Annotated in this window: 17 protein-coding genes; 4 read left to right on the top strand and 13 right to left on the bottom strand. The window is 69.7% G+C overall.

Features of this window, described 5'->3' with window-relative positions:
• Positions 1–2,620 (top strand): Hsp70 family protein (locus HV824_RS27055; protein WP_176424579.1); only part of this gene is annotated, 2,620 nt, incomplete at its 5' end.
• A 9-nt stretch (positions 2,621–2,629) separates the two neighbouring features.
• Positions 2,630–3,913: a flagellin lysine-N-methylase gene (fliB, locus tag HV824_RS27050; protein WP_176424578.1), complete on the top strand. Its 1,284-nt coding sequence runs from the start codon at positions 2,630–2,632 to the stop codon at positions 3,911–3,913.
• Positions 3,914–3,916: 3 nt separating this feature from the next.
• On the opposite strand, the gene HV824_RS27045 is transcribed toward fliB, so the two are convergent.
• A complete protein-coding gene (locus HV824_RS27045) occupies positions 3,917–4,537 on the bottom strand; it encodes a DsbA family protein (RefSeq protein WP_255208372.1) in 621 nt (206 codons plus the stop codon).
• 190 nt (positions 4,538–4,727) lie between these two features.
• On the opposite strand from HV824_RS27045, the gene HV824_RS27040 reads away from it, so the two are divergent.
• The gene (locus HV824_RS27040; RefSeq protein WP_176424576.1) at positions 4,728–6,764 is read left to right on the top strand and encodes a S9 family peptidase; all 2,037 of its coding nucleotides are present in this window, start codon (positions 4,728–4,730) and stop codon (positions 6,762–6,764) included.
• Positions 6,765–6,832: 68 nt separating this feature from the next.
• On the opposite strand, the gene HV824_RS27035 is transcribed toward HV824_RS27040, so the two are convergent.
• The 4 genes from HV824_RS27035 to HV824_RS27020 form a co-directional block, all read right to left on the bottom strand.
• Positions 6,833–7,111 (bottom strand): hypothetical protein, encoded by a 279-nt coding sequence (locus HV824_RS27035; RefSeq protein WP_255208371.1) that lies wholly within the window; start codon positions 7,109–7,111, stop codon positions 6,833–6,835.
• An 87-nt stretch (positions 7,112–7,198) separates the two neighbouring features.
• Entirely contained in the window at positions 7,199–7,873 is a 675-nt protein-coding gene (locus HV824_RS27030) for a DUF4142 domain-containing protein (protein WP_255208370.1), read from the bottom strand.
• 163 nt (positions 7,874–8,036) lie between these two features.
• Positions 8,037–8,468 (bottom strand): DUF1622 domain-containing protein, encoded by a 432-nt coding sequence (locus HV824_RS27025; RefSeq protein WP_176424574.1) that lies wholly within the window; start codon positions 8,466–8,468, stop codon positions 8,037–8,039.
• A gap of 117 nt (positions 8,469–8,585) precedes the next feature.
• Positions 8,586–9,320, bottom strand: coding sequence for an alpha/beta fold hydrolase (locus HV824_RS27020; RefSeq protein ID WP_176424573.1), 735 nt, complete (start codon positions 9,318–9,320; stop codon positions 8,586–8,588).
• 86 nt (positions 9,321–9,406) lie between these two features.
• Between HV824_RS27020 and HV824_RS27015 the strand changes: the two genes are divergently transcribed.
• On the top strand, positions 9,407–9,628 hold the full coding sequence (locus HV824_RS27015) for a sel1 repeat family protein (RefSeq protein WP_176424572.1): 222 nt from the start codon (positions 9,407–9,409) through the stop codon (positions 9,626–9,628).
• Between the two features lie 12 nt (positions 9,629–9,640).
• Here HV824_RS27015 and HV824_RS27010 read toward each other — a convergent pair whose 3' ends face one another.
• From HV824_RS27010 to HV824_RS26975, 8 genes are all read right to left on the bottom strand, one after another.
• On the bottom strand, positions 9,641–11,419 hold the full coding sequence (locus HV824_RS27010) for a tetratricopeptide repeat protein (RefSeq protein ID WP_176424571.1): 1,779 nt from the start codon (positions 11,417–11,419) through the stop codon (positions 9,641–9,643).
• Positions 11,416–14,553: a DUF4175 family protein gene (locus tag HV824_RS27005; RefSeq protein ID WP_176415737.1), complete on the bottom strand. Its 3,138-nt coding sequence runs from the start codon at positions 14,551–14,553 to the stop codon at positions 11,416–11,418. The genes HV824_RS27010 and HV824_RS27005 overlap by 4 nt, the downstream gene beginning before the upstream one ends.
• 194 nt (positions 14,554–14,747) lie before the next feature.
• The gene (locus tag HV824_RS27000) at positions 14,748–15,311 is read right to left on the bottom strand and encodes a MarR family transcriptional regulator (protein ID WP_176415738.1); all 564 of its coding nucleotides are present in this window, start codon (positions 15,309–15,311) and stop codon (positions 14,748–14,750) included.
• Positions 15,312–15,466: 155 nt separating this feature from the next.
• Positions 15,467–16,633: an ADP-ribosyltransferase domain-containing protein gene (locus tag HV824_RS37635; protein ID WP_255208368.1), complete on the bottom strand. Its 1,167-nt coding sequence runs from the start codon at positions 16,631–16,633 to the stop codon at positions 15,467–15,469.
• Positions 16,634–16,835: 202 nt separating this feature from the next.
• A complete protein-coding gene (locus tag HV824_RS26990; RefSeq protein WP_176424570.1) occupies positions 16,836–18,527 on the bottom strand; it encodes a dipeptidase in 1,692 nt (563 codons plus the stop codon).
• A gap of 153 nt (positions 18,528–18,680) precedes the next feature.
• Positions 18,681–19,133 (bottom strand): helix-hairpin-helix domain-containing protein, encoded by a 453-nt coding sequence (locus tag HV824_RS26985; RefSeq protein ID WP_255208367.1) that lies wholly within the window; start codon positions 19,131–19,133, stop codon positions 18,681–18,683.
• Between the two features lie 235 nt (positions 19,134–19,368).
• Complete coding sequence (locus HV824_RS26980) at positions 19,369–21,963, bottom strand: ATP-binding protein (RefSeq protein ID WP_176415741.1); 2,595 nt, start codon at positions 21,961–21,963, stop codon at positions 19,369–19,371.
• Between the two features lie 16 nt (positions 21,964–21,979).
• Positions 21,980–22,683, bottom strand: a 704-nt coding sequence (locus HV824_RS26975) for an FIST signal transduction protein (RefSeq protein ID WP_176424569.1), incomplete at its 5' end; no start/stop codon positions are given.

The raw sequence follows: 22,683 nt of genomic DNA, 5'->3' as shown, positions 1-22,683 counted from the left end.
CGACGAGCTCATCGCGAGCACGCCGCCTCCGCCCGTGGGCGCGCTGGACATCGACGAGCCACTGCCGGGCTTCGAGTTTGAAATCGAGGGCTCGGCGGGGGATGCGCCCGTGGCCATGGGCGCGCCGCTCGACGAGCCCCCCATCGAGGTCGGAATCTCCCTGGAGGTCGAGCCGGCGTCGTCCGCACCGGCGGGGGGTGGGCCCTTCGAGTTCGAGCTGGACCTGGGGGACGCCATCGCGGAGCCGCCTCGTGCGCCCGCGGCACCACCCGCGCGCGTGGCACCTCCGCCAGCACCTGTCTCCAGTGGAGGCAGCTTCGAGTTCGACCTGGACCTGAGCGAGGTCGAGGCCGCGCCCTCGCCGCCGCCTCCTCGCGCCCCGGCGGCACCCAAGCCGCCGTCGGCTCCGGCCGCGTCTCCCGTTGCTGGCATCGAGTTCGACTTCGACCTGAGCGAGGTCGAGGCCGCGCCCTCGCCGCCGCCTCCTCGCGCCCCGGTGGCACCCAAGCCGCCGTCCGCTCCGGCCGCGTCTCCCGCTGCTGGCATCGAGTTCGACTTCGACCTGACCGAGGATGTGAGCCCCGCGCCTCCGCCGCCTCCTCGGGCACCGGCCGCGCCGCCGTCACCGCCGCGCGCCCCTGCTCCGGCAAGCACGGGTGGAGGCAGCCTCGAGTTCGACCTGGACCTGTCCGAGGACATGGAGGAAGTCCCTCCCGTCGCGCCGCCACCGGCTCCACGCGCGGCACCCGCGCCGGTGCAGCCGCCCGCGGCGTTCCGCCCTCCGCCTCCGCCGCCCGTGGCACCGCCGCCTCCGCAGGGGCTCCCCCAGGTGCGCCGGGAGGCGCCTCGGGCACCGGAGCAGCCGGTGACACCCTCGGTGCTCGCGCCCGCCGTGGCGAAGGCCGCCGCGCAGGCGCCCGCGCTGGATGAGCACGGCCTGCCGAAGACGGTGTTCCTGCCTCCGCCGGGGCCGCTCAGTGGCACGGGGCCCGTCATCGGCATCGACCTGGGCACCACGAACTCGTGCGTGGCGCTGCTCTCCAACGGCCGGCCGCTCGTGCTGCGCTCGCGCGAGGGCTACAACACCATCCCCTCCGTCATCTCGCTCAACGCGCAGAACAAGCTGCTGGTCAGCCACCGCGCGAAGAACCAGCTGGTGCTGCGTCCCCAGCACACCATCTATGGCGCGAAGCGGCTCGTCGGACGTCCCTACGACAGCGCCGTGGTGAACCAGGTCCGCGAGCGCTTCCACTACGACATCGTCCCCGACTCCGCCGGCCGCGCCGCCGTGCGTCTGGCGGACACGGCCCTGTCGCTGGAAGAGGTGCAGGCCATCATCCTCCGCGAGTGCAAGGAGATGGCGGAGGCCCACCTCAACCAGAAGGTGGAGCGCGCGGTGGTGACGGTGCCCGCGTACTACTCCGAGCCGCAGCGTGAGGCCGTGCGCAAGTCCGGCATCCTCGCGGGCCTCAAGGTGGAGCGCATCCTCAACGAGCCCACCTCCGCGGCGCTCGCCTATGGCCTCAACCGCGAGCTCAACAAGAAGGTCCTCGTCTACGACCTGGGCGGCGGCACCTTCGACGCCACGATTCTGAAAATCGAGAAGAACGTCTTCGAGGTGCTCGGCACCGGCGGCGACATCTTCCTGGGCGGTATCGACTTCGACAACCTCATCGTCGACTACCTGCTGGCGCGCTTCCAGGAGAAGGAAGGCATCGCCTTCACGGGGGACGGCATCGCCCTGTCGCGCGTGAGTGACGCGGCCGAGCGCGCGAAGATGGGGCTGTCCGAGCGCAGCACCTTCGAGGTCCACATCCCCATGCTGATGATGGACGACACGGGCAGGCCGCGTGACTTGCGTGTCGTCCTCAGCCGACAGGAGCTGGAGAAGATCTGCGAGCCGCTGCTCAGCCGCACCATCGACGTGGTGCGCGACGTGCTCCTGGACGCGAAGCTGAAGGCCGCCGAGGTGGACGACATCATCCTCGTGGGTGGCATGAGCCGCATGCCGCTGGTGCGCGACAAGCTCAAGGGGCTCTTCGGCAAGGGCCCGCAGGCCAGCGTCAACGCGGACGAGGCCGTGGCCCTGGGCGCGGCGCTCTACTCGGGCTCCGTGGACAAGGTGAGCAGCGTGGTGCTCATCGACGTGCTGCCGATGACGGTGGGCGTGGCCATGCCCGGCGGCGCCTTCAAGCGCGTCATCGAGCGCAACAGCCCGCTGCCCGCGCAGCGCTCCTTCGCCATCAACACGACGAAGGACAACGAGGCCTTCCTGGAGCTGTCCATCTTCCAGGGCGAGGACAACCACATCTCCGCCAACGAGTACCTGGGCACCGTGCGCATCGAGGGCCTGCCCAAGGGGCCCAAGGGCTCGGTGCGCGTGGCGGTGACGCTCAAGCTGGACTCCGAATGCGTGCTGCACGTGGAGGCGCGTGAGTACTCGACTCGCAAGGAAGTGAAGGCCACATTGGCCACGCGCTACTCGCCGGAGGAGCTCCAGAAGCAGCTCCAGGTCAGCAAGGAGTCCGTGAAGGCCGCCGAGGACCGCCGTGGCGCCGACCTCAAGGAGCGCGCGGGCGGCTTCTGGGGCTTCGTGAAGAAGGCGCTGGGCCGGAAGTAGCGCACCGCCATGACGGCCACCGCGCCCCGGTACATGACGCGCTTCAGGTGCCTCGCGGACGCCTGCGAGGACACCTGCTGCGCGGGGCTCGTCGTGCTCGTCAGCGAGCCGCGCCTGCGGCGCTTGAAGCAAGCGGTGGCGGGCGGCCCGGACGCGGAGCGGGTGGAGGCCTTCATCCAGCCGGAGCCCGGCGCCAGCCCCGGCGACGAGGCCGTCATCGCGAAGCGCGAGGACGGGCACTGCGTGTTCCTCGACGCGCGTAAGACGTGCTCGCTGCACCGCGCCTACGGCGAGGCCGCGCTGCCGGACGCGTGCGCCACCTTCCCGAGAGTCGCCACGCGCTGGGCGCACGGGCTGGAGGTGACGGGCTCGCTCGCGTGTCCAGAGGTGGCTCGGCTGTGCCTGCTGGCGGAGGACGCCGTGGACACCGTGCCCGTGTCCGAGGACCTCGCGCTTCGTCCCGAGGTCGCGCGCTCCCTGGGCGGCGGCGCCTCCGAGGACGCGTGGACGCGGCACGCGGAGGCCGTGCGCGCCACCGCGCTGTCGGTGCTCCAGCGCCGCGAGCTGCCCTTCGCCGCGAGGCTCTTCGCGCTGGGGCAGCTGGGCCTGCGGCTGGACGGCTTCTACTTCCAAGGCACGGAGGTGTTTCGCGGCGACGCGCGTGAAGGCGCGGAGGCCCTGCTGGCGGAGGTGCTGCGGGCCTTCTCCCTGCCGGAGACGCTGACCGCGCTGCACGGTGGCTTCGCGGCGCTGGCGCTGCCGGGGGGGCCATGGGTGGGCATCTGCGCCGCGGCGTTGAAGTCCCGTCTGGGCGCGGTCCGGAGCGAGCGGTTCCACACGCTGGTGGCTCTGGTGCTGGAGTCCTACGGCGGCGCGGACCTGTTGCCCGACGACGCGTGGCACCGCTACGCGGAGCGCCGTGAGCGGCTGTCCCCCGGGCTGTCACAGCGGGTAGCGCAGTACCTGCGTCACCACGCGGTGAACCACTGGCTGCGCCACCCCTTCACCGACGCGCCGCGGGTGCTGGACTACGTGTTCCGCATGGCGCTGCGCGAGGCCGTCGTGAGCTGGACGCTCTTCGGCCACCCCACGGTGGTGGCGCTCTGCGCGGAGGGCGCGGCGGACACGGCCGAAGCCCGGGCCCGGCTCGACGCCGCCGCGGTGGAGTGCTTCCAGCTCATCGCGAAGCACGTCGAGCAGGCGCCCCAGCTCCACGCCCTGGCCCAGGGGCTGGCGGGGAGCGGGGGCGACGAGACGCTCGGCCGGATGCTCGTGCTGCTCAAGGGGCTCTGATGCTCAGGGCCGCGCGCGGGGCGTCGCGCCGAGCCGCCGCATGGCCTCCTGGAACACCGGGTACTCCTGCGCGCCCTGGAGGCCGAAGCGCTCCCCGACGACGAACGTAGGCACCGCGTTGACGCCCAGGGTCCGCGCCTCCTGGATGGCGTCCTCCACGGCCTTCGTGTAGCGGCCCTCCTCGACGACGCGCTGCACCGCGTCCGGCTCCAACCCCGCCTCCTGGGCGGCGCCGCGGAGCGTGTCCCACTGCCAGAGGTCCTGGCCCTCGCTCCAGTAGCGGCGCAGGAGGGCGGCGTGGAAGGGCTCCAGGCGGCCCTGCTCACGGGCGTACTCGGTGGCCTCGTGGGCGCGGCGGGTGGACGGGATGAGCTCCCGCATCACCAGGGTGAGCCCGGCGGACTGGGCGCGGAGCTTCAGCGGGTTGTTCGGGTCCTTCATCTTCTCGCGCACGTAGTCGGGCAGGGGGAGGCCCTCGGGCGGCGTCTCCGGACGCAGGTAGAAGGGCCGCCAGTCCACCTGGACGTCGTACTCCTGCTTCAGCTTCTGGACCTCGGCGTAGCCCACGTAACACCAGGGGCAGACGTAATCGGACCAGACGCGGAGGGTGATGGGCTCGCTCATGGGGCCGTGTCTAACCGCGTCGCAGCGCCGCGTCATGACGGAGTGCGCCGGGGACGCGCGTGGGTGGCACCCCGGGTACGCGGAGGTGGACAGCGCGGGCCGTAGCAGGCAGCGTCCACCCCCGACAACCGTGCCCGTGACGCGCCCCTCGGTTGGGGTGACGGCGGGGCGACTGAACCAGGAGACTCCCTTGTCGCTGTCGCTTCTCGCGGCCCTGGCCCTGAGCGCCACTCCGGCGCCGGCCCGGCCCCAGCCGTTCACCCACCACGACATGATTTCGCTGCGCCGGTTGAGCAGCCCCAGCGTCTCGCCGGACGGCAAGCAGGTCGCCTACGTCCTGCGCACCACGGACCTGGAGGCCAACCGGGGACGCACCGACTTGTGGCTCGTCGGCGTCGACGGAAACGCCGCGCCGCGCCAGCTCACCTCGCATCCGGACGCGGACTCCGAGCCCACCTGGGCGCCGGACGGCAAGAGCCTCTTCTTCCTGTCCTCGCGCGGCGGCTCCTCGCAGGTGTGGCGGCTGGCCGTGGACGGCGGCGAGGCCGTGCAGGTGACGAAGCTGCCCCTGGACGTGGGCGCCTTCCGCGTGTCGCCGGACGGCACGCGGCTGGCCGTGGCGCTGGAGGTGTTTCCGGACTGCCCCACGCTGGAGTGCACCCCGCAGCGCGAGGAGGAGCGCTCCAAGCGCAAGGCCACCGGCCGCACCTACGACAAGCTCTTCGCGCGTCACTGGGACACGTGGAAGGACGGGCGGCGCTCGCACGTCTTCGTCGTCCCCGTGGCCGGCGGCGCGCCCGTGGACGTGATGAAGGGCATGGACGCGGACAGCCCCTCCAAGCCCTTTGGTGGCGCGGAGGAGTTCACCTTCACGCCGGACAACAAGAGCATCGTCTTCGCCGCGCGGGACGTGGGCCGCGCCGAGGCCTGGTCCACGGACCTGGACCTCTTCGTCGCGCCGATTGATGGCAAGGCGAAGCCGCGCAAGCTGACGGAGAAGAACCGCGCCACCGACACCAGCCCCGTCTTCAGCCCGGACGGCAAGACGCTGGCCTACCTGGCCATGTCGCGCCCCGGCTTCGAGGCGGACCGCTACCGCGTCATCCTCCGCACCTGGCCAGGCGGTCAGGAGCGCGTGCTCACCCAGGACTGGGACCGCTCCGTGGGCAGCCTCGCGTGGAGCGCGGACGGCAAGACGCTCTTCGCGAGCGCCGGGCACGTGGGCCAGCAGCCTGTCTTCGCGCTGGACGTGGCCACGGGCAAGCCCACCCAGTTGACGAAGGACGGCGCCGCGGGCGCGCCGCAGCCGGCCGCGGGAGGCCGGCTCGTCTATGTGTATGACGACCTGGATTCTCCCGCGGACCTGCACGTGATGAACGGGGATGGCTCGGGCTCGCGCCAGCTCACCCAGGTGAACAAAGACGCGCTGGCCCGCATCCGCTTCGGTGCCTTCGAGCAGTTCTCGTTCCCGGGTTGGAGCAACGAGACGGTCCACGCGTACGTCGTGAAGCCGGTGAACTTCGACCCGAAGAAGAAGTACCCGCTGGCGTTCCTCATCCACGGCGGGCCGCAGGGCTCGTTCGGCAATCACTTCCATTACCGGTGGAACCCGCAGGTGTACGCGGGGCGTGGCTACGTGGCCGTCATGGTCGACTTCCACGGCTCCACCGGCTACGGGCAGGCCTTCACCGACTCCATCTCCGATGACTGGGGTGGCAAGCCGTTCGAGGACCTGCAGAAGGGCCTGGCCGCGGCGCTCAAGCGCTACAGCTTCATCAACAAGGACAAGATGTGCGCGCTGGGGGCGAGCTACGGCGGGTACATGATCAACTGGATTGCCGGTAACTGGCCGGACGGCTTCAAGTGCCTCGTCAATCACGACGGCATCCTCGACGAGCGCATGGGCTACTTCGACACCGAGGAGCTGTGGTTCCCGGAGTGGGAGCACAAGGGCACGCCGTGGGAGAACCCGGAGGGCTACAGCAAGCACAACCCGATTGAGCACGTCGCGAAGTGGAAGACGCCGATGATGGTCATCCACGGCGGGCAGGACTTCCGCGTGGTGGAGACGCAGGGCCTGGGCACCTTCACGGCGCTCCAGCGGAAGGGGATTCCCTCCAAGCTGCTCTACTTCCCGGAAGAGAACCACTGGGTGCTGCGCCCGGCCAACAGCGTGCAGTGGCACGACGAGGTCCTGGGCTGGCTGGACCAGTGGACGCGCAAGTAGTCACCGCGTGACGCGGCAGTGCACGGGGCTCGCATCGTGAGATGCGGGCCCCGTTGTCTTCTCCGGGCTCAGGGGACGCCCATGCAGGCGCCGATGCAGGCGGTGCGAATCTGCGAGCAGGTCTTGCTGCCGACACAGTCCCCGCACGCGGCGAGCTGGTCCCGGCGGCGGTCCTGGTCCTGCCGCTCCATCCAGGCTCTGAGGTCGTCCTCGCACGACTGGACGTTGAGCGTGTCCGTGAAGCACTCCTTCCGTTTCTCGCAGATGGTGTCCGTGTCGCTGAAGCAGCCGGTCAGCAGCGCGCTTGCGGTGACGAAGAAGGTCAGGGGCAGCGTCCGAGGCATCATGCGAGCCATCATGCCTCGTGCGTATCCCCGGCTTCATCATCGGGAGGCAGGGGTTGTACGGCGTGTGAAAGCGCGCCGCGCTTCGGGTCAGGGCTTCGGCGGAGCTTCGTGCGCCGGGCCGGAGCCGCCCACGCCCGTGTCGCCTTCCAGCTTGCCCAGCATGGACCAGGCCTGGTGGCGGTGAGCGGGCACCTGCTTGCTGAGGTCCTGGAGCATGGCGGCGAGCTCGGGCGTGGCCTTGGGCATGGCCTTCTGGGCGGTGAGGACCATGCCCAGGACGGCGTCATGTCCCGCGACCTGCGAGGCCAGATAGGCGGAGTCGAAGGGGGCTCCGCGGATGACCTGGAGCTGCTCCAGGGTGGCCTTGTTCTTGGCCATGGAGGCTTCTTCCGCGTCGTTCATCGGCTTGGGCGTCTCCGCCAGCTTCAGGCCCTTGCTGCGCGCGTAGGACGTGAGCTTCTGGTCCAGCGCGGTGTGCGCCTTCATCATGATGGTGCCGAACGCCTTCACGTCCGGATTCTGCGAGCGCTGCTGGGCGAGTTGGCCCGTCTTGATTTCGTGCTGGTTCGCCAGGTGCAGCCGGTCGAGCAGCGCCTTCTCGTCCGTGGGGGCGGTGTAGCCGCGGTAGGTGGCCATGCCTTTTTGAACGGACACCGTGTCCTGTTGGGAGGGCGGGCTGTCGGGCATGCCGGACTGGGCGAAGGACGCGCCCTGGGTGAACAGCGAGGCGACGAGGACGAGCCCCGGGAGGGGATGCTTCATGAAGTGCTGCTCCTTGTGTGGGGGAATGCGGGCGCGCACGTTGGAGCGGCGTTGGCGCGAGATGCACGGCGCGGGAGGCCGCGTCCGTGCGCCACTTCACGGGGGAAGAGGGCAGGGTGCGGCGGACGACGGTGGCGCTGCCTTTGTGGCCGACCCGCTGCGTTCAGTGCTTCACCGGACGTGGCGGGTCGGGCGCGGGCGGCACAGGGTGCTGCGGGGTGGATGACGTTGCCGGGGGATGAACAGGACTGGCGACGTCCTCACTGTGTTGCCAGGGCCAGCGTCCTTCCAACTCCACGGTGAGGGTGAAGCTGAGGAAGGTCCGGATGAGGACGATGAGGCCCAGCACCAGCACGCCATCCAACGTGGGGCGCTGGCTGACGGTGCGGATGATGTCGGCGGCGACGAGGAACTCCAAACCCAGGAGGATGGCGCGGCCCAGGTTGAGGCGGAAGCGGCGGTAGGCCTCACCTGCGGGAAGCGGCTTGCCCGTGATGAGCAAGACGAGGGCGAGCACGGCCCCCAGCACCATGCTGCCCACGCCGGCCCACTCCATGAGCTGGGCGGCGAGCGAGATGAGGGATTCAACCGCCATCGAGCCTCCCGTGCGGGAAGCTAGGCACCGGGAGGCATGGGGCCAGGGAGCAGCCGCGGCGACGCCTGACGGCTTAGCTGCTGGCGGCGCTTGGGCTGGGGCAGCCCATGAGCCGGTTCACCGCTGACCGCGACGAAGGGGCGCGACTCCATTGCTCTTGGCCGGTGAATGGAAGTCGGCGATGAGCCGGGCCAGGAGGTCGGGCTTCTCCACGAGGAGTCCGTGCGTCGCACGTGGGACCACGGCGAACTCGCTGTCTGGCAGGGCCTCATACATTTCGATGGCGTGCTCGAAGCGGACCTCGTCATCATCGCCCATGACCACCAACACAGGGCGCTTCATGCCGCGGAGGTCCTCGACTCCGATGGCGGGCTCCCGCTCGTGGAGACGCGCGGACTTCGCGACGACGGCGGGCCAGTGTTCGAGGCCGTCGGGGGACAGCTCGGCGTAGGGCTTGGCCATGAAGTCTGGCAGCGGCTCACCCAAGACGCCGTCACGCCAGCCGTCGACGCGAAAGGGGGCTGCTCCGAATACGAGGCTCCGGACCAGGTCGGGCCTCGCGAGCGCCAGGTGCAGGCCGACAATCGCCCCATCGCTCCACCCGAAGACGTGCACGTTCGAGAGCTTCAGCCGTTCGAGCAGGGCAGCTGTGTCCGCCGCCATGTGAGCGAAGCTCCAGTCGCTCTCGGTGTCTGGCGTGCGCCCGTGACCGCGTTGTTCGGGCGTGATGATGCGATAGCCATTGCCTAGTGCCGCGATGAGTGGTTGGAGCGCACGGGTGTCGGCGCCGCCTGGATGCAGGAGCAGGAAAGGCTCCCCCTGACCGTGCTCCGCGAACCATAGGTCTTGCATGCAGGCATCCTATCCACTGTTTGCATCCCATTGAGCCCCGCTTTCGCTACGATTCTTCAAGCAGGCCGCGGACGCGGGAAACGCGGATGCTCAATGCGTCCTGGGTGGGGATGTGTCTCAATGGCTGCGGAGGCCCCGTGGACTTGCTGGGAGCCTTCAAGTGGTACCAGCAGTCCGCGAAGCAAGGTGACGCCAGTTCTCTCTTCAGCCTGGGGCAGATGTACGCGGTCGGAAACTTCAAGAAGGCCGCGGCCCAGGGGCATGCTCGGTCCGCGGACGCGCTGAAGCAACTGGGCTTTGACGTGTAGCCGAAGCGCGCTTCAGTTCCCCGCGTCCGGCTTCTCGGGCCGCGCTGCTTCCTTCGGCGTGTCCGACGTACCCGACACGTTCATCTCCGACAGGCCGCCCTCGTCCTGCAGGAACTGCTGCGCCACGCGGTCCACCTCTTCGGCCTGCAGGCCCGTGAGCAGCGCGCTCGCCTGCCGCGCGCGGCCCGCCAGCGCCGTCTCGCCCATGGAGCCGTGGATGCGCGTGAGGGCCAGGTGGATTTCCGGGTCGAACGGGTCCGACGCCAGCGCCTCCAGGTAGGCCGTCTTCGCCTTCGGGTAGTCCTTCCGGTACAGCAGGATGCGGCCCAGGTGGACGTTCGTCGAAGGTGAGCCCGGGTGCACGCGCAGGCTGCCGCGTAGCACGCGCTCCGCCTCGTCCAGCCGCCGCAGCTCCAGCAGCGCCAACGCGTACTTGTTGGACACTGATTCGTACTTGTCGCCCACCAGCTCGTGCGCCTTGGCGTACTCCTCCGCCGCGGCCTTCACGCGGTTGCGCTCGCGCAAGAGCTCGCCCAGGTGCGCGAACTTGCGCGCCGGCACCTCCGTCACCTCCTGGAAGTCGCCGAAGGAGATTTCACGCCCCTTCTTCTCGCTGTCGTCCTTCACCTTGCCCTTGGCGTTCTCCTTCAGCACCACGCGGTCCTCGCGCGGCAACAGCTCGGTGGGGAAGGGCTGCTTCTTGATGTGCGCCAGCCAGGACTTCTCGAAGAGGGCGAAGGGCATCCCCATGGCCGCCTCCACCGCCTTGCGGTCCTTCTGCCCGGCCTTCAGCTCCTGGATGATGGCGCGCAGGCCCGCTGTGCCCTTGACGCTGTGCACGTAGTCGATGGCGTAGAACACCTCCGCGAACGCGGTGGCCGCGTCCTCCGCCGTGGGCAGCAGCGCAATCGACGGGTGCATCTTCTCGAAGGGGATGAGCGTGTCCGCCTTCACCCGCTTGCCCAGCAGCGCCTGCGTGGAGGGCGTCATCGCCAGCCCCGCCTTGCCGCGCCAGCGCGACTCCAGGAACTTGGCCAGCCCCTCATGCAGCCAGATGGGCACCGTGTTGCGGCTCATCTGGCTGATGACCAGGTGGATGTACTCGTGCGCCAGCGTGTCCTGCCAGTCGTAGCCGCGCGCCACCGCCTTGGGGCTGGTCACCATCAGCTTGTTGAACTTGCAGATGGCGATGGTGCCCGTGGTGCCAATCTGCTTCTCCGTCAGCGTGCTCACCTTCGACAGCTCGCGCGCGTTGCTCACTACCTCCACGCGAATCTTGCCGCCCGGCGGCGTCCAGCCGAGGTCCTCCTTCATCGCCCGGTGGATGCCCTCCAGCGTCTCCAGCGCGTAGGGCACCAGCACCGCTTCCTTCCCCTTGGGGTACTGGAAGATGAAGTGCTCGCTCTCCGCGCGCTCGTGCTCCCGGGTGATGGCGCGCGTGTCCTTGGCCAGCCGCAGGTAGCTGCCAGGCTTGTCCTCGATGTGGGCGCCCTCCAGGAGCGCCACCGCGTCGTCGTAGCGGCCCTCCTCGAAGGCCACCCGGCCCTGGAAGTACTTCAGGGGCTCCACGTCGGCGGGGAGGAGCTGCTCCACCCCGGACAGCTCGCGCCGGGCGCCGGGCACGTCCCAGTCGTCCAGCGCCGTCTCCACGCGCTCCAGCCGCGCCTTCACCTCGTCCTTGAGTGAGCTGGCCTGCGCCCACGCCGCCTGGGGCACGCAGAGGAGCCCCACGGCCAGCGCCGTGACGAGCGCCCCGAATCCGGAAGAATGCTTCAGCGCGTGGCGGCTCACTTCACCAGCTCCTCGTAGTAGCGCTTCACCTGCTCCCGGTACTTCTCCGGAGCCCCCTGCTTCATCGCGTCCAGCAGGTCCTTGCGGAACTCCTTCGGCGCCTGGAAGGCATCCTCGTCCGGCAGCTCCACCTTCTGCTTCGGGTCTCTCCCGTTGCCTTGCTGGCGGCGCCCCATGCCCATGGGCAGCGGGAGCCCGCCCTTGCCGCCGCGCTGGCCTTCCTGCATCTGCTGCTGGAACTGGCGCAGGCCCTCCAGCGCCGCCTGCTGCTCGCCGTAGCCACGGCCCGGGTCCTTGCCCTGCATCCGCCGCGCGGCCTCACCCATGCGCTGGCCGGCGCCCTCCAGCTGCTGCGTGGCCTCCTCGCCGAAGATGGGCGCCATCTGCTGCATCTCCTCCATCTGCTGACGCAGGCCCTGCGCGCGCTCCTCCAGCTGCGACTGCTGTTCGCCCAGCTGCTGGAGCTGCTGCTTCTCCTGCTGTGACAGCTGCGAGCCCGGCGGCGGGAAGAGCGACTGGAGCTGCCGGTTCACCTCCGACACGTTGCGCGCGTCCCGGTTGAGGCGCTGCGCCAGCTCCGTGGACTGCTTCACCACTTCTTCCGGGTTGCCGAACATCTCGTCCAGATGGCGCTGCTGCTCGCCCATCATGGCCAGCTGCCGGGCCGCGTCCTCCGCCCGGGCCGCCGCCTCCGCCGCCAGGTCGTAGTCGTTCACCTTCAGCGCGTTCTCCACGTTCTCGAGCTCCGCCTGGGCCTCCTCCAGCGGACGCGCGGCGCGGCTGTTGAGCTGGCTGGGCTCCAACGCCTTGTAGTCCTCCTGCGCCTGCTGGACCTTGCGCATCAGGCTGTCCTTGATGGCCTCGCCCTTCTCCGCCAGCCGCTCGCGGTTCTGCGAGCGCCCCTGGTCGCGGAGCTGCTTCGTCTGGTCCGCGACGCGCTGCTGCTCCTGCACGGTGCCCTGCAGCTCCTCCATGAACTCGCCGAACTTCTCCGCCAGCTCGGGGTGTTGCTCGCCGCCGAACTCGTCGCCGGCCTGGTCCAGGTTCTCCAGCATCTCCTCCATCTGCATGCCCAGCTCCTGGAGCTTCGCCAGGGCCTCGTCCGCCTTGCCCTCGCGCATCAGCTTCTCCACGTCGTCGAGCGCGCCGCGCATGTCCTGGTCCTTCATCATCTCGGACAGGGCCTCGGCGTTGAGGTGCTCGTCGCGGATGCCCTTGCGCATCTCCGCCATGCGCTGCATCAGCTCCTGGATGCGGGACTTGAGCTGCTGGAGCTGCTCCATCACCGCCTGCCGCGAGGCCTCGTCTGGATTGGACTTGTACTGCTCGATGAGGTTCGCCAGCTCGCGCCGCTCGTTGGACAGCTGTTTGGCCATCTCCTGGAGCGCCTCCAGCTTCTGCCGGTCCAGCAGCGACTCCAGGTAGAGGATGTCCTTCTCCAGCTCCGTTATCTCTTCGTTGACCACGGCGGTGAGGCGGTTGCCCGTGCCCCAGTCCTCGCCGCGGGCGCGCTGGGTGCGCAGGTAGAGCCGGCGCAGCTCCGCGGTGCCGCGGATGTGGCTGCCCAGGGACTCGGAGATGTTGCTCAGCGCGGAGACCAGCTCGGTGGGCACGTCGCGCTCGCGCGCCAACTCCTGCGCCAGCGTCCTCATGTCCGCCACCAGGCTCTCCCCGCTGGTGTCCACCGTGGCCCCGGCGGTGATGGCCTGGGGGTCCTTCTGCCTCGCGCGCTCCGGGCCTTCCAGCCGGTCCGCGAGGTGGTCCACCATCCGGCCCCACAGCTGCTCCGCCTTCTCCAGCGCGGCGCGGCGGTGCTCGGCCGCGGAGTACACGCGCAGCACCTGCGTGCGGCTGACGCCCTTCTTGGGGCCCTCCACCGCGTCGTTGTCCTGCGCCTCCACGTAGTAGGTAATCCGGTCACCCGGGTCGAGCTTGAGGTTGCCCAGGCTCCACGAATACGTGCCCCGGTGGCGCCGGCCGTCCTCGCGCGGCAGCGGCACGCGCGTCTCCTGCTGGGCGCCGGGCGCGCGGAACACGAGCGCCATGCCGGACAGCCCGTAGTCATCCGACGCCTCGTACTTGAGCATCACCTGGTCGCCCGGATCGACCTCCAGCTCCACCGTGGGCGTCAGCAGCGACACCTCGGGCGCCTTGTCCGCCTCCACCGTGAGGGCGATGTCCGGCCCCACCGCGAGCGCCTTGTCCCGCGCGCCGTAGAAGGCGAAGCGGTAGTGGCCAGACTGCTTCGCGACAAAGCCGCCCTCCAAGTCGCGGTTGCCCGTCACCTTCAGCGGCAGCGCCTGGCCGTTGACCACCAGCTCCGCGCGCTCCACCGGACGGTCCGAGCGCGTCTTCAGCAGGATTTCCGTCCCCGCCGGCGCGCTGATGTCGCCGTTCGTTCCGGGCACCGTGCGCGGCGCCAGCCCCGTGTACGCGGGGTAGCGGTACGTCAGCTCGATGTCTCCGGTGATGGGCTCCACCTGGGCCTGGGTCTTGGGGCTCGCCGCCACTTCGCGGATGCGCGCGATGCCAGCGGACCAGCGGTCACCGAGCACGACCATCAACACCAGCAGGACCAGCAGCGCGCTGCCCGCGCCCAGGGCCACGTAACGCACCGGGCGGCTGTCCACCACGGTGCGGACATCCACCGTGCGCGCCCGCGTGTCCAGCTCCCGCAGGAAGGCGCGCGCGAGCGCCGGAGAGCCGCTGCCCGGCGCGTCCGGCTCGCGCATCAGCTCCACCCCGGCGAGGACATCCAGCGACAGCTCCGGGCGCTTCTCGCCCACCAGCCGCGCGGTGAGGATGTCGTCTCCCACGCGGCGGCGGGCCAGCCACAGGCCGAAGACGCAAGCCACCGCCACGCCCAACGGCAGCGCCGTCCACATCAGGGACGCGCCCGCGCGCGGCGCCACCAGCGCCAGGAAGCCTCCGGCGACCAGCAGCAGGCACGCGGTGGCCACGCCCAGCATGAAGCCCTGGAGCCACAGGAACCGGCGCTGCCGGCCCTGGACGGTGGCGAGCAACGCCTCCACGCCCGGGGCCTCCAGGGGAGTATGGGCTTGTGACGCGGGAGGTGACGGCGGGGGCGGAGGCGGGAGCTCGGGGCCTGGTGTCTGAGGTGTGTCGAGGTTCACGCTGTCCTGTCCGCTCAGTGGCGAGGCAACCCCTGGGAGGGCGGCCTATTTCCCGATTTTCTAGCAGCCTCCCCCTTCTTGCGAAGCATAACGACCCAGGAGCCCGTTCAAAGGGCTCCGGGTGTCTGACGCTGGAAGGAGATACAAGGGCGAGGGTCCGGGAGGTAACGCGGTCGAGCGGGCGGGCCACCGGCTCATCGAACGACTTGCTTGCGGGCGCCCGCCTCGTCGAACTCGACTTCGGGCATGGGGACGCCGCCCAGCTCCTGGGCCAGGGCGGTGAGCACTTCCTGCGTCGCGATGATGCGAGGCCGCGAGAGGCGCGCCAGCACGCGCTGCACCGCCGACTCCACCGTGCCCTCGGAGGGGATGTCGAGCGCGCGCCCCTCGTCCGTCAGGCAGAACAGCGCCTTGCGCCCGTCGAGCGGGTCGGACTTGCGCTCCAGCAGGCCCCGCTTCTCCAGGCGCTTGAGCACGCCCGTCAGGGTGCTGGGATGGACGTGGAGAATCTGCGCGAGCATGCCCGCGGTGATGTCGGGGAAGCGCCCCACCAGGCGGATGACCAGGCGCTGCGGACCCGTGAGTCCCAGCGAGGACTCCATGCGCTTCGACGTGGACTGGAGCCCGTGGTCCACGGCCCAGAGCAGGCGCATGAATTCGAGCACTTCACCGAGGGGGGGGCCTTTGGAGGTCCGCTCACCTTCGTGGGGTTCCAGCGGCGCTCCTGCCGGGTCCTTCGGGGATTCTTCTGCCGTCACCTGCTGCCTCCGTGTCTCAAGCCAATGGTTTGAGTCGCAGCAGGTCTATCGCGTCGCCGTCCGACCTGCTGCTGAAAAACCGTTGGCTGTTGACCGCTCGCGAACAGGACGTCAAGCCCCCCGCCCTGAAGGCCGGGTGCCAGGCGAGCGAGCGCTCAGAGCTCCTCGAGCGTGAGCCGGAGGATGGAGCCCGTGTCGTCCCGGTCCAGGACCTTGAAGGTGGCGCCGGGCGGGATGAGCACCTCCTCCTCACCCGGCTTGAGCGAGGCGCCCTGGATGTCGCGGCCCGTTTTGGTCCGGATTTCGAGGATGGCGTCGCCATCGAACTTCGCGTCCGGGTTCTTCGCCGTGCTGGTGAAGGCATCCCGGGTGATGACGGCGTCCTTCGTGTAGGCGTCGTAGTACTTCTTGCTGTCGCCGCGGAACACGGTGCCCTGGAACTTCGGCAGCTCGTTGAGGGCCGCGCGGGTGACGGCAATGCCATCCAGGTTGTTGCGCAGCGCCTGCGTCGTCGGGCCGGCGCCATTTCTTGCCAGCGGGAAGAGGACCTGGCCGTTGTACGGCTTGAACTTCTCCTGTGTGTATTTGTAGATGGAGACCTTGCCCTCGTCGGAGAGCCCGTTGATGTTCGCCACGCTGGTGGCCGTCTTCGGGTAGTCCTTCTGGTTCTGCGTCAGGTGGGTGTTCGCCATCTCCACGTAGGGCTCGAACTTCCCCTCCGTGAGCACGCTCATCTGCTTGCGGTAGTTCTCCACCGTGGTGGCGTCCACGGTGAAGCCCTCGTTGAACACGTTGGCCAGCTTGACGCGCTCCGCGTCACCCGCCTTCACGTGCGGCCCGCCCTGGGCGAACACCGCGCGGATGAGGTCCGCCTTGGGGCCGACCTCCGCCTTGAGGGTGGCGAAGTCGGCGGAGCTGGCGTCACCCTGGCTGCGCTGCAGGCCCTGGAGCGCGGAGAAGCCGCCGTCGCTGATGCTCTTGATGGCGCCCCGGGGCACCCCCAGGGCCACGAAGGGCGCGATGACCGAGTCAGCCCGGAGGACGGCGGGGCCGACCGCGACGGGGACTGTCGTCGGCGTGGTGGTGACGGGCGCCTTCGCGCCGCCCAGCGAGGGAGGCGGGGGCGGCGACGTGAGGCTCGGGGTGCGGACCGTGTTGGTGGGCGTGCCGGACACGAAGGCATCCGGCGGCGTCGGAATGCCCGTCGACGTCGACGGCGCCGCGGACGTCTTCGGCGGAGGCGGCGGAGGCGGCGTGCCGGTCGTCCGGGTGGGCGTGATGCTGGTCGTCTTCGTCGTCGTGTTGTTCGTGATGCGACCCATGGCTCTGTCCCCCTCCTCCTGGTGAGTGCCAGGAGGTTGATGTGCGCTTGTTCCCCATTCTCGGTGCCGGTGTGGCCGAGGTTGTGTCCGGAGGGGGTGGAGCAGGAATCATCAGCCCGATGACGGATGCCTGGGCTGATGCGCACGGGACGCAGCGCCGGCCGGGGCGCGGGGAGAGGGCTCCCCGCTCCCGGACGGGGTGTTACGGCGCGGGGGCCACGGTGGGCTTGGGCGCCGGCTTCTGGGCGGGAGCGGGCGCGGGCGCGGGCGCCGCGGGCTTGGCGGGCATCTGCAGCGCCTTGCCATTCTCCTGGACGATGCGGCGGTACCAGGCCTCCTGGTACTTGGGGTGGTTCACCTTGCCCATCTCATCGCGCACGTTGCCGTCGATGTACTTCACGAGCAGCGTCTCACCGAGCTTGCGCCAGCGGGCGTGGACCTTCTCGCCCTGCTGGAGCGAGTAGTCGGTGAGGTACTGGCGCGCCTCCTCGGGGCTGCGCTTGAACTGCTCCTGGGCGCGCTTCTCGATGTCGGCCTGGTCCGCGAGGAACTGGCCTTCCAGCGCGCCCTGCTCCTTCTGCACGTCATTCACCATGTCGCTCCAGCGCCCGTAGGCCTGGTTCGACACCCAGTTGAACACCCAGAAGGAGGAGTCCCAGGAGAACTCACCGCGGCTGGCCACGCCCTGCGCGAAGTTGCGCGGCACCTGCCGGATGCCGGCGTACATGGGCGTGTAGACGGTGGTGAAGGTGTCGTCCACGCCGAACCAGAGCACGCCACCAATGGGCGCCGGCAGCCAGTCCCGCATCTGCGCGACGAACGAGAAGCCCGTCTGCTGCGTGGAGATGGCGCGCTCGTGGACGTACTGCTTGCCGTCCACCTCCCACGTCATCGGCCGCCAGCGGTACGGCAGCGCGTAGGGGCCCGCGCCCACGTCCTTCGTCATGTCCAGCGGCGTGCCCCCGAAGTGGTCCCGCATCAGCGCCATGGTGTCCTGCACGGACAGCTTCTTGTCCGGCTTCACCCACAGCGGCAGCCGCTTCTGGGGCGCCGCGCCGGTCGCGTACTCCGCGCCCAGCTTCATCGACGGCGCCGCGCGCCGGAAGATGCTCCACACGCGCGCCTCGGAGAACCGCTGCCCCCCGAAGTCGATGGGGTTGTACGTCTCCGCGAAGTTGAAGTCCTTGTCCGCGCCCTTGAACCAGCCCTTCGCCCGGGCGAAGGAGATGACGTCCGGCGAGTAGAACGTCGTCTGCTTCTCGTTCTGCGGGAACGTGCCGATGCGCGCCTGGTTGGCGTGCGCGGAGAGGTACCCGTCGGGCAGCTTGCGGGCCACCCACACCGCGCCCTTCTCTCCCTTGCCCTTGCCAATCATCTCCAGCAGCCAGGCCTCCTTCGGGTCGGCGATGGAGAACGACTCACCGCTGGAGGCGTAGCCGTGCTCGGCGACCAGGGACGTCATGACCTGGATGGCCTCGCGCGCCGTCTTCGCGCGCTCCAGCGCGATGTAGATGAGCGAGCCGTAGTCGACGATGCCCGCGGGGCCCGCCAGCTCCTCTCGGCCGCCGAACGTGGACTCACCGATGGAGAGCTGGTGCTCGTTCATGTTGCCCACCACCGAATACGTCGCGGCGGGCTGGGGGATGCGGCCCAGGAACTTGCCGGTGTCCCACTCGATGATGTCGCGCATGGCGCCCGGCGCGTGGCGGCGCGCGGGCGTGTAGTACAGCTCGCCGTACAGCTCGTGCGCGTCCGCGGCGTAGGTGATGAAGGTGGCTCCATCCGCCGTGGCTCCCTTGGAGACCAGCATGCTTGTGCAGGCGAGCACGGGCGGAGCGACCAGCGCGGCGGTGACAGGCAGCGCGGTGAGCAGGTTCGTCAGGCGTCGGTTCATGGCGGCGGATGGTACCAATCCACTCCCGGATGGCTACCGCTCCCACGGGGCGCTCCCCTGTTTGCCCCTCATGGGTCCTTGCACCACGGGGCCGCCGCGCCGGGCCACGAGAGAAATCCCGGGCGGCGGCCCCTCTTGCCGGAGCTTTTCGTCTCAGTCGTTCGTCGTGCTCACCTCCTTTCTCTCAGGAGGGGCGGGCACCTGTTCGACTCGCAGCGTCGTGGGCCCGCTCAGCGCCAGGTGCGCCTTGAGCTTGAGGAACTTCTTCTTGCCGAAGCCCTTCACGCGCACCAGCTCCTCCACGCGTTTGAAGGGCCGCTTCTGGCGGTGCGCGATGATGCGCTGCGCCGCCTTCTCACCGACGCCCGGCAGCAAATCCAGCTCCGCCGCGCTGGCTTCGTTGAGGTTGACCGTCCCCGTGTGCTGCGTGCGCAGCTTCGCCGCCTCGCGGACGTGCAGCTTCCCGTCCAGCGGCAGCACGTCCAGCAACACGTTGAGCGAGCCGTCCTTGTTCACGAAGGCGCTCCCCGCCCGCACCCAGATGCTCCCGCCCTTGCCCTCGCGAATGGAGAAGACCGCCAGTCGCTTACCCGCCGTCAGCATCATCCACCTCCACACTCCGCATCGCGCCACCACGGCGCGGCTGCCTCGTCGGCTTGACCGCCTGAGGTCGGGGAGGGCTAGAGCAGCCCGCGTGCCAGCGGTGTTCTCCTCGGGGCGCCCTGCGCACACCGTGCGCGGAGGTGAGAACCGTCCAGCGGCGAGGACGGGCAGCGAGGCTCCAGTGGCTTCTCAGCGGACGAGAGCGCGGCGCCAGGCACGGGAGGGCGCGAACGCGCGCTCAGGCATGGTTCGAATCGAGGTGTCTGTCCGCCGGGGCCGGCCGCGGCGCGGCGGGTCCGCTGCGGGGGAGCGCGACCGTGAAGGTGGCGCCGCGCCCCGCCTCGCTCTGGACTCGGACCGCGCCTCCCAGCCTTTCGACGAGCTGACTGACGATGTGGAGGCCCAAGCCCAGTCCTCCGTAGTGGCGCGATGACACCGCGCGCTCGAAGGCCCGGAAGATTTGCGCCTGTTGTTCCACCGGGATGCCGATTCCCTGGTCCCTCACCTCCAGGAGGGCGGTCCTGGCGTCCCCGGTGACCAGGATTTCAATGGGCTTGCCCTCGCCGTACTTGATCGCATTCGAGAGCAGGTTGGTGACAATCTGATCGAGCCGCGACCGGTCCCAGATTCCTGGCATCGGCGTGTCGGCATGAACCCGGAGCGTGGCGCCGGAGAGGGCCAGCTCGGATGCGAAGCGAGCCGCGATGTCTCGGACCAGCGCGGTGAGGTCCACCTCCTCCAGCTCGAGCTCGAGCCGCCCGGCATGGATGCGCGAGACATCCAGCAGCGTGTTGACGAGCTTCGCCATCCGCAACGCCTGGCGTTCGATGCCTTCGACCGACTGGCTCACGGTCTCCGCCGGCGCGGCGCGGAGCGCTCCCGACCGGGCGCGGCGCAGCAAGCCCTGCACGGACAACTGGAGGGAGGTGACCGGGGTCTTCAGCTCGTGAGAGGCAACGGAGAGGAACTCATCACGAAGGCCAATGGCCTGCTGGGCTTCCTGATAGAGCCGGGCGTTGTCCACGGCCATGGCCGCGCGGCGGGCCAGCTCCTGCGCGAGGGTGAGCTCGGCCGGGCCATAGCGGCTCTCGCCGTCCATCCGGGCGAGTGTGAGCGCGCCGAGCGTCCGGCCACGCGCGAGCAGCGGCACCGACAGACAGGATTGGAACTCGAGGCCGCCGCACCCGAGGGCCGTGGAGCCGCAACCCTCCAGGAAGAACTCCGGCTCGCCGCGGCGGAGCACCCGCCCAGGGCCCTGCGTGGCATTGAGGTCCGGTGGCGCGTGGTCGTCCTTCGCGGGCCACCGGGCCCGCAGTGCCTGGGAGTGGGCCACCGCGAGCCGCTGAGGGGCCTGCTCGTTGTCCAGCAGGTCGACCGCGCACCAGTCCGCGAACCGCTGGACGGTCAGCGCCGCCACGCTTCGAAGCGCGTCCTCGGGCGCGAGCGCGCCCGCGAGCAGTCCCGAGGCTTCCGCCAGGAACGCGGACCTCCCTTCCTGCTCCTCGGCGCGGGTCCGCGCTTGCTGCTCACGCAGGAAGGTCTGGTCTCGCTCCCGCTCGGCCCGGCGTTGCTCGGTGATGTCGATGCCCGTGCCGATGATGTACTCAATCGCTCCCGTCGGGCCGCGGAGGACGTTGCTGGACCATGAGATGAGGCGGCGCTCTCCCGCTCGCGTGAGCCAGCTGCTCTCGTACTGCTCGTGCCCCTGGCCCGTGGTGAGCTGGGCGAAGTCCCGCTCGACCCGCGCCGCTTCTTCCGGAACCTGGAGCTGCTCCCAGAACCGCGCGCCGCGAACCTCCTCGAAGGCGTAGCCGGTCATCTCCTGGCAGGCACGGTTGAAGCGGACGATTCTGCCCTCCGCATCCAGGACGATGACCAGCGCGCGGGCTGTATCCAGGACCGCCGAGCTGAAGTCCCGCTCGTGCTGGAGGTCCCGTTCCGTGCGCTGTCGAGCGGTGACGTCCCGGAAGTAGACGGCCCGCCCATAGTAGAGGCCGTCCGCGCTCATCACCGGGGCGTCATACTGCTCGAAGATCCGCCCATCCTTGAGCCGCAGCACGTCGTGTCCCGACGCGTCTCGGTGCTCGATGAAGAAGAAGGCGCGCGCCGTGAACCGGGCGGGCTCCTCCACGAGCTCCGCCGCCGCGCGGACCCACGCCCCGTAGGATGCGGACAGGAGCTCCTCCTCCAGCCCCCACAGCTGTACGAGGCGGCGGTTGTGCGTGAGGACCCTTCCTTCCAGGGTGGAGATGAGGATGCCCTCGTCGGAGGCTTCGCTCAGGGACTCCAGCAGCGTCTTCTGCTGGTGGAGCGCGCGCTCGCTGTCCAGGATGCGGGTGAAGAGCTGCCGGTGCGTGAGCGCGGTACGGAGCACGCCGCCGAGCCGCTCCACCATGCCCCGGTACTGTCGCGGCAGGTGAGGCTCGCGGTCGAAGTACAGCAGCAGCGCGCTGGCGCTGTGCTCCGCGTCCGCCCCGATGATGGGAATGGACCAGCGCACGAGCCCCGGCAGTTCCAGCTCCGGAAAGGGCAGGCTGACCTCGCCGGGCCCTTGCTTCGCTCCGGACTCTGAGCGGGCGGGGAGCGGAAGCTGGCGGGACGCCGCGGAGAGCCCACTCGCGCCCTGAAGGACGACCTGGCCCCGCGCGTTCACCTGGACCCAGAGCGCGACCATGCACCCCAGCCGCTCCGCGACACGGTCCATGAAGGCGTCCGCGGGCTTGCTCGGGTCGAAGAGGTCGAGCGCCGCGACGGTGAGCTCCTGGAGCACGCTCAGCAGCGCGAGGCGCTCCTCGGTGAGCTTCCGGTCCGCGTCCTCGCAGGGGTCCGCCATGTCCGACCTTGTCCCATCACCCTGGAAGGGCGAGCACCACCACTGTCTTGTTGTGGAACTGCGGAACGCCACCTCCCATGGCCCCCACCTCGCCAAGGGTCAGACAGCCCACGAGCGGAGTGGTCTCCCCGAGCGCGCCCTGGACGCGTGAGAGCTCGTCCATGATTTCCTCGCCCAGGATGGGGTAGCGGGAGAAGCAATCGAACACGACCGCGCCGCCCAGCGCGCCAGGGGTTCCTCTCCGCGCCAGGGTGGCCGCACCCGCGGCCGCGTCCATCAGGTCCCCGCGCGCTCCCTCCATCACCCGGATCAACGAGCCATCAGGTATCTCGGCGACGCAGCGGACCGAGCCGTCGGGGCCGATGGAGATGGGGTCGCGAATCACGAACTCTCCATTGGCCTGAGGAATCCCCAGCGGGTGGGTCATCGAAAAGAGGGCGAAGCCCTGCGCGTCCAGCGCGTCTCCGCGGCTCGCGGCCGTGCGCCGGTAGACCTCGAACGCGCTCTCGTAATCGAGCTCGATGGCGGTCGCGCCGTGGGCCTTCGTGACCTGGGTCGGTGGGCCGTAGGGATACCAGCCGTGCTGAATCCCAACGCCTATCGGCGCCTGGGCATCCAAGGCAATCACCACCGCCTGGTCCCGGTAGGCCTGCCCATCCGCGAACTGGGCCGTCGTGCCGCTCTGGAGGTTGCCTCCCGCTCCGCCCCCCGCCCAGACGA

This window comes from Myxococcus sp. AM009, assembly GCF_013372605.1.
Lineage (GTDB): Bacteria > Myxococcota > Myxococcia > Myxococcales > Myxococcaceae > Myxococcus > Myxococcus vastator.
Note: the sequence above shows the minus strand (reverse complement) of the source record. Positions and strands in the feature narration are given on the sequence as shown.

What these genes read in the sequence shown, in the direction of transcription:
- fliB (WP_176424578.1), top strand. Translation starts at nt 2,630, where the DNA reads ATGACGGCCACCGCGCCCCGGTACATGACGCGCTTCAGGTGCCTCGCG.
- HV824_RS27045 (WP_255208372.1), bottom strand. Translation starts at nt 4,537, where the DNA reads ATGAGCGAGCCCATCACCCTCCGCGTCTGGTCCGATTACGTCTGCCCC.
- HV824_RS27035 (WP_255208371.1), bottom strand. Translation starts at nt 7,111, where the DNA reads ATGATGCCTCGGACGCTGCCCCTGACCTTCTTCGTCACCGCAAGCGCG.
- HV824_RS27030 (WP_255208370.1), bottom strand. Translation starts at nt 7,873, where the DNA reads ATGAAGCATCCCCTCCCGGGGCTCGTCCTCGTCGCCTCGCTGTTCACC.
- HV824_RS27025 (WP_176424574.1), bottom strand. Translation starts at nt 8,468, where the DNA reads ATGGCGGTTGAATCCCTCATCTCGCTCGCCGCCCAGCTCATGGAGTGG.
- HV824_RS27020 (WP_176424573.1), bottom strand. Translation starts at nt 9,320, where the DNA reads ATGCAAGACCTATGGTTCGCGGAGCACGGTCAGGGGGAGCCTTTCCTG.
- HV824_RS27015 (WP_176424572.1), top strand. Translation starts at nt 9,407, where the DNA reads ATGCTCAATGCGTCCTGGGTGGGGATGTGTCTCAATGGCTGCGGAGGC.
- HV824_RS37635 (WP_255208368.1), bottom strand. Translation starts at nt 16,633, where the DNA reads ATGGGTCGCATCACGAACAACACGACGACGAAGACGACCAGCATCACG.
- HV824_RS26990 (WP_176424570.1), bottom strand. Translation starts at nt 18,527, where the DNA reads ATGAACCGACGCCTGACGAACCTGCTCACCGCGCTGCCTGTCACCGCC.
- HV824_RS26985 (WP_255208367.1), bottom strand. Translation starts at nt 19,133, where the DNA reads ATGATGCTGACGGCGGGTAAGCGACTGGCGGTCTTCTCCATTCGCGAG.
- HV824_RS26980 (WP_176415741.1), bottom strand. Translation starts at nt 21,963, where the DNA reads ATGGCGGACCCCTGCGAGGACGCGGACCGGAAGCTCACCGAGGAGCGC.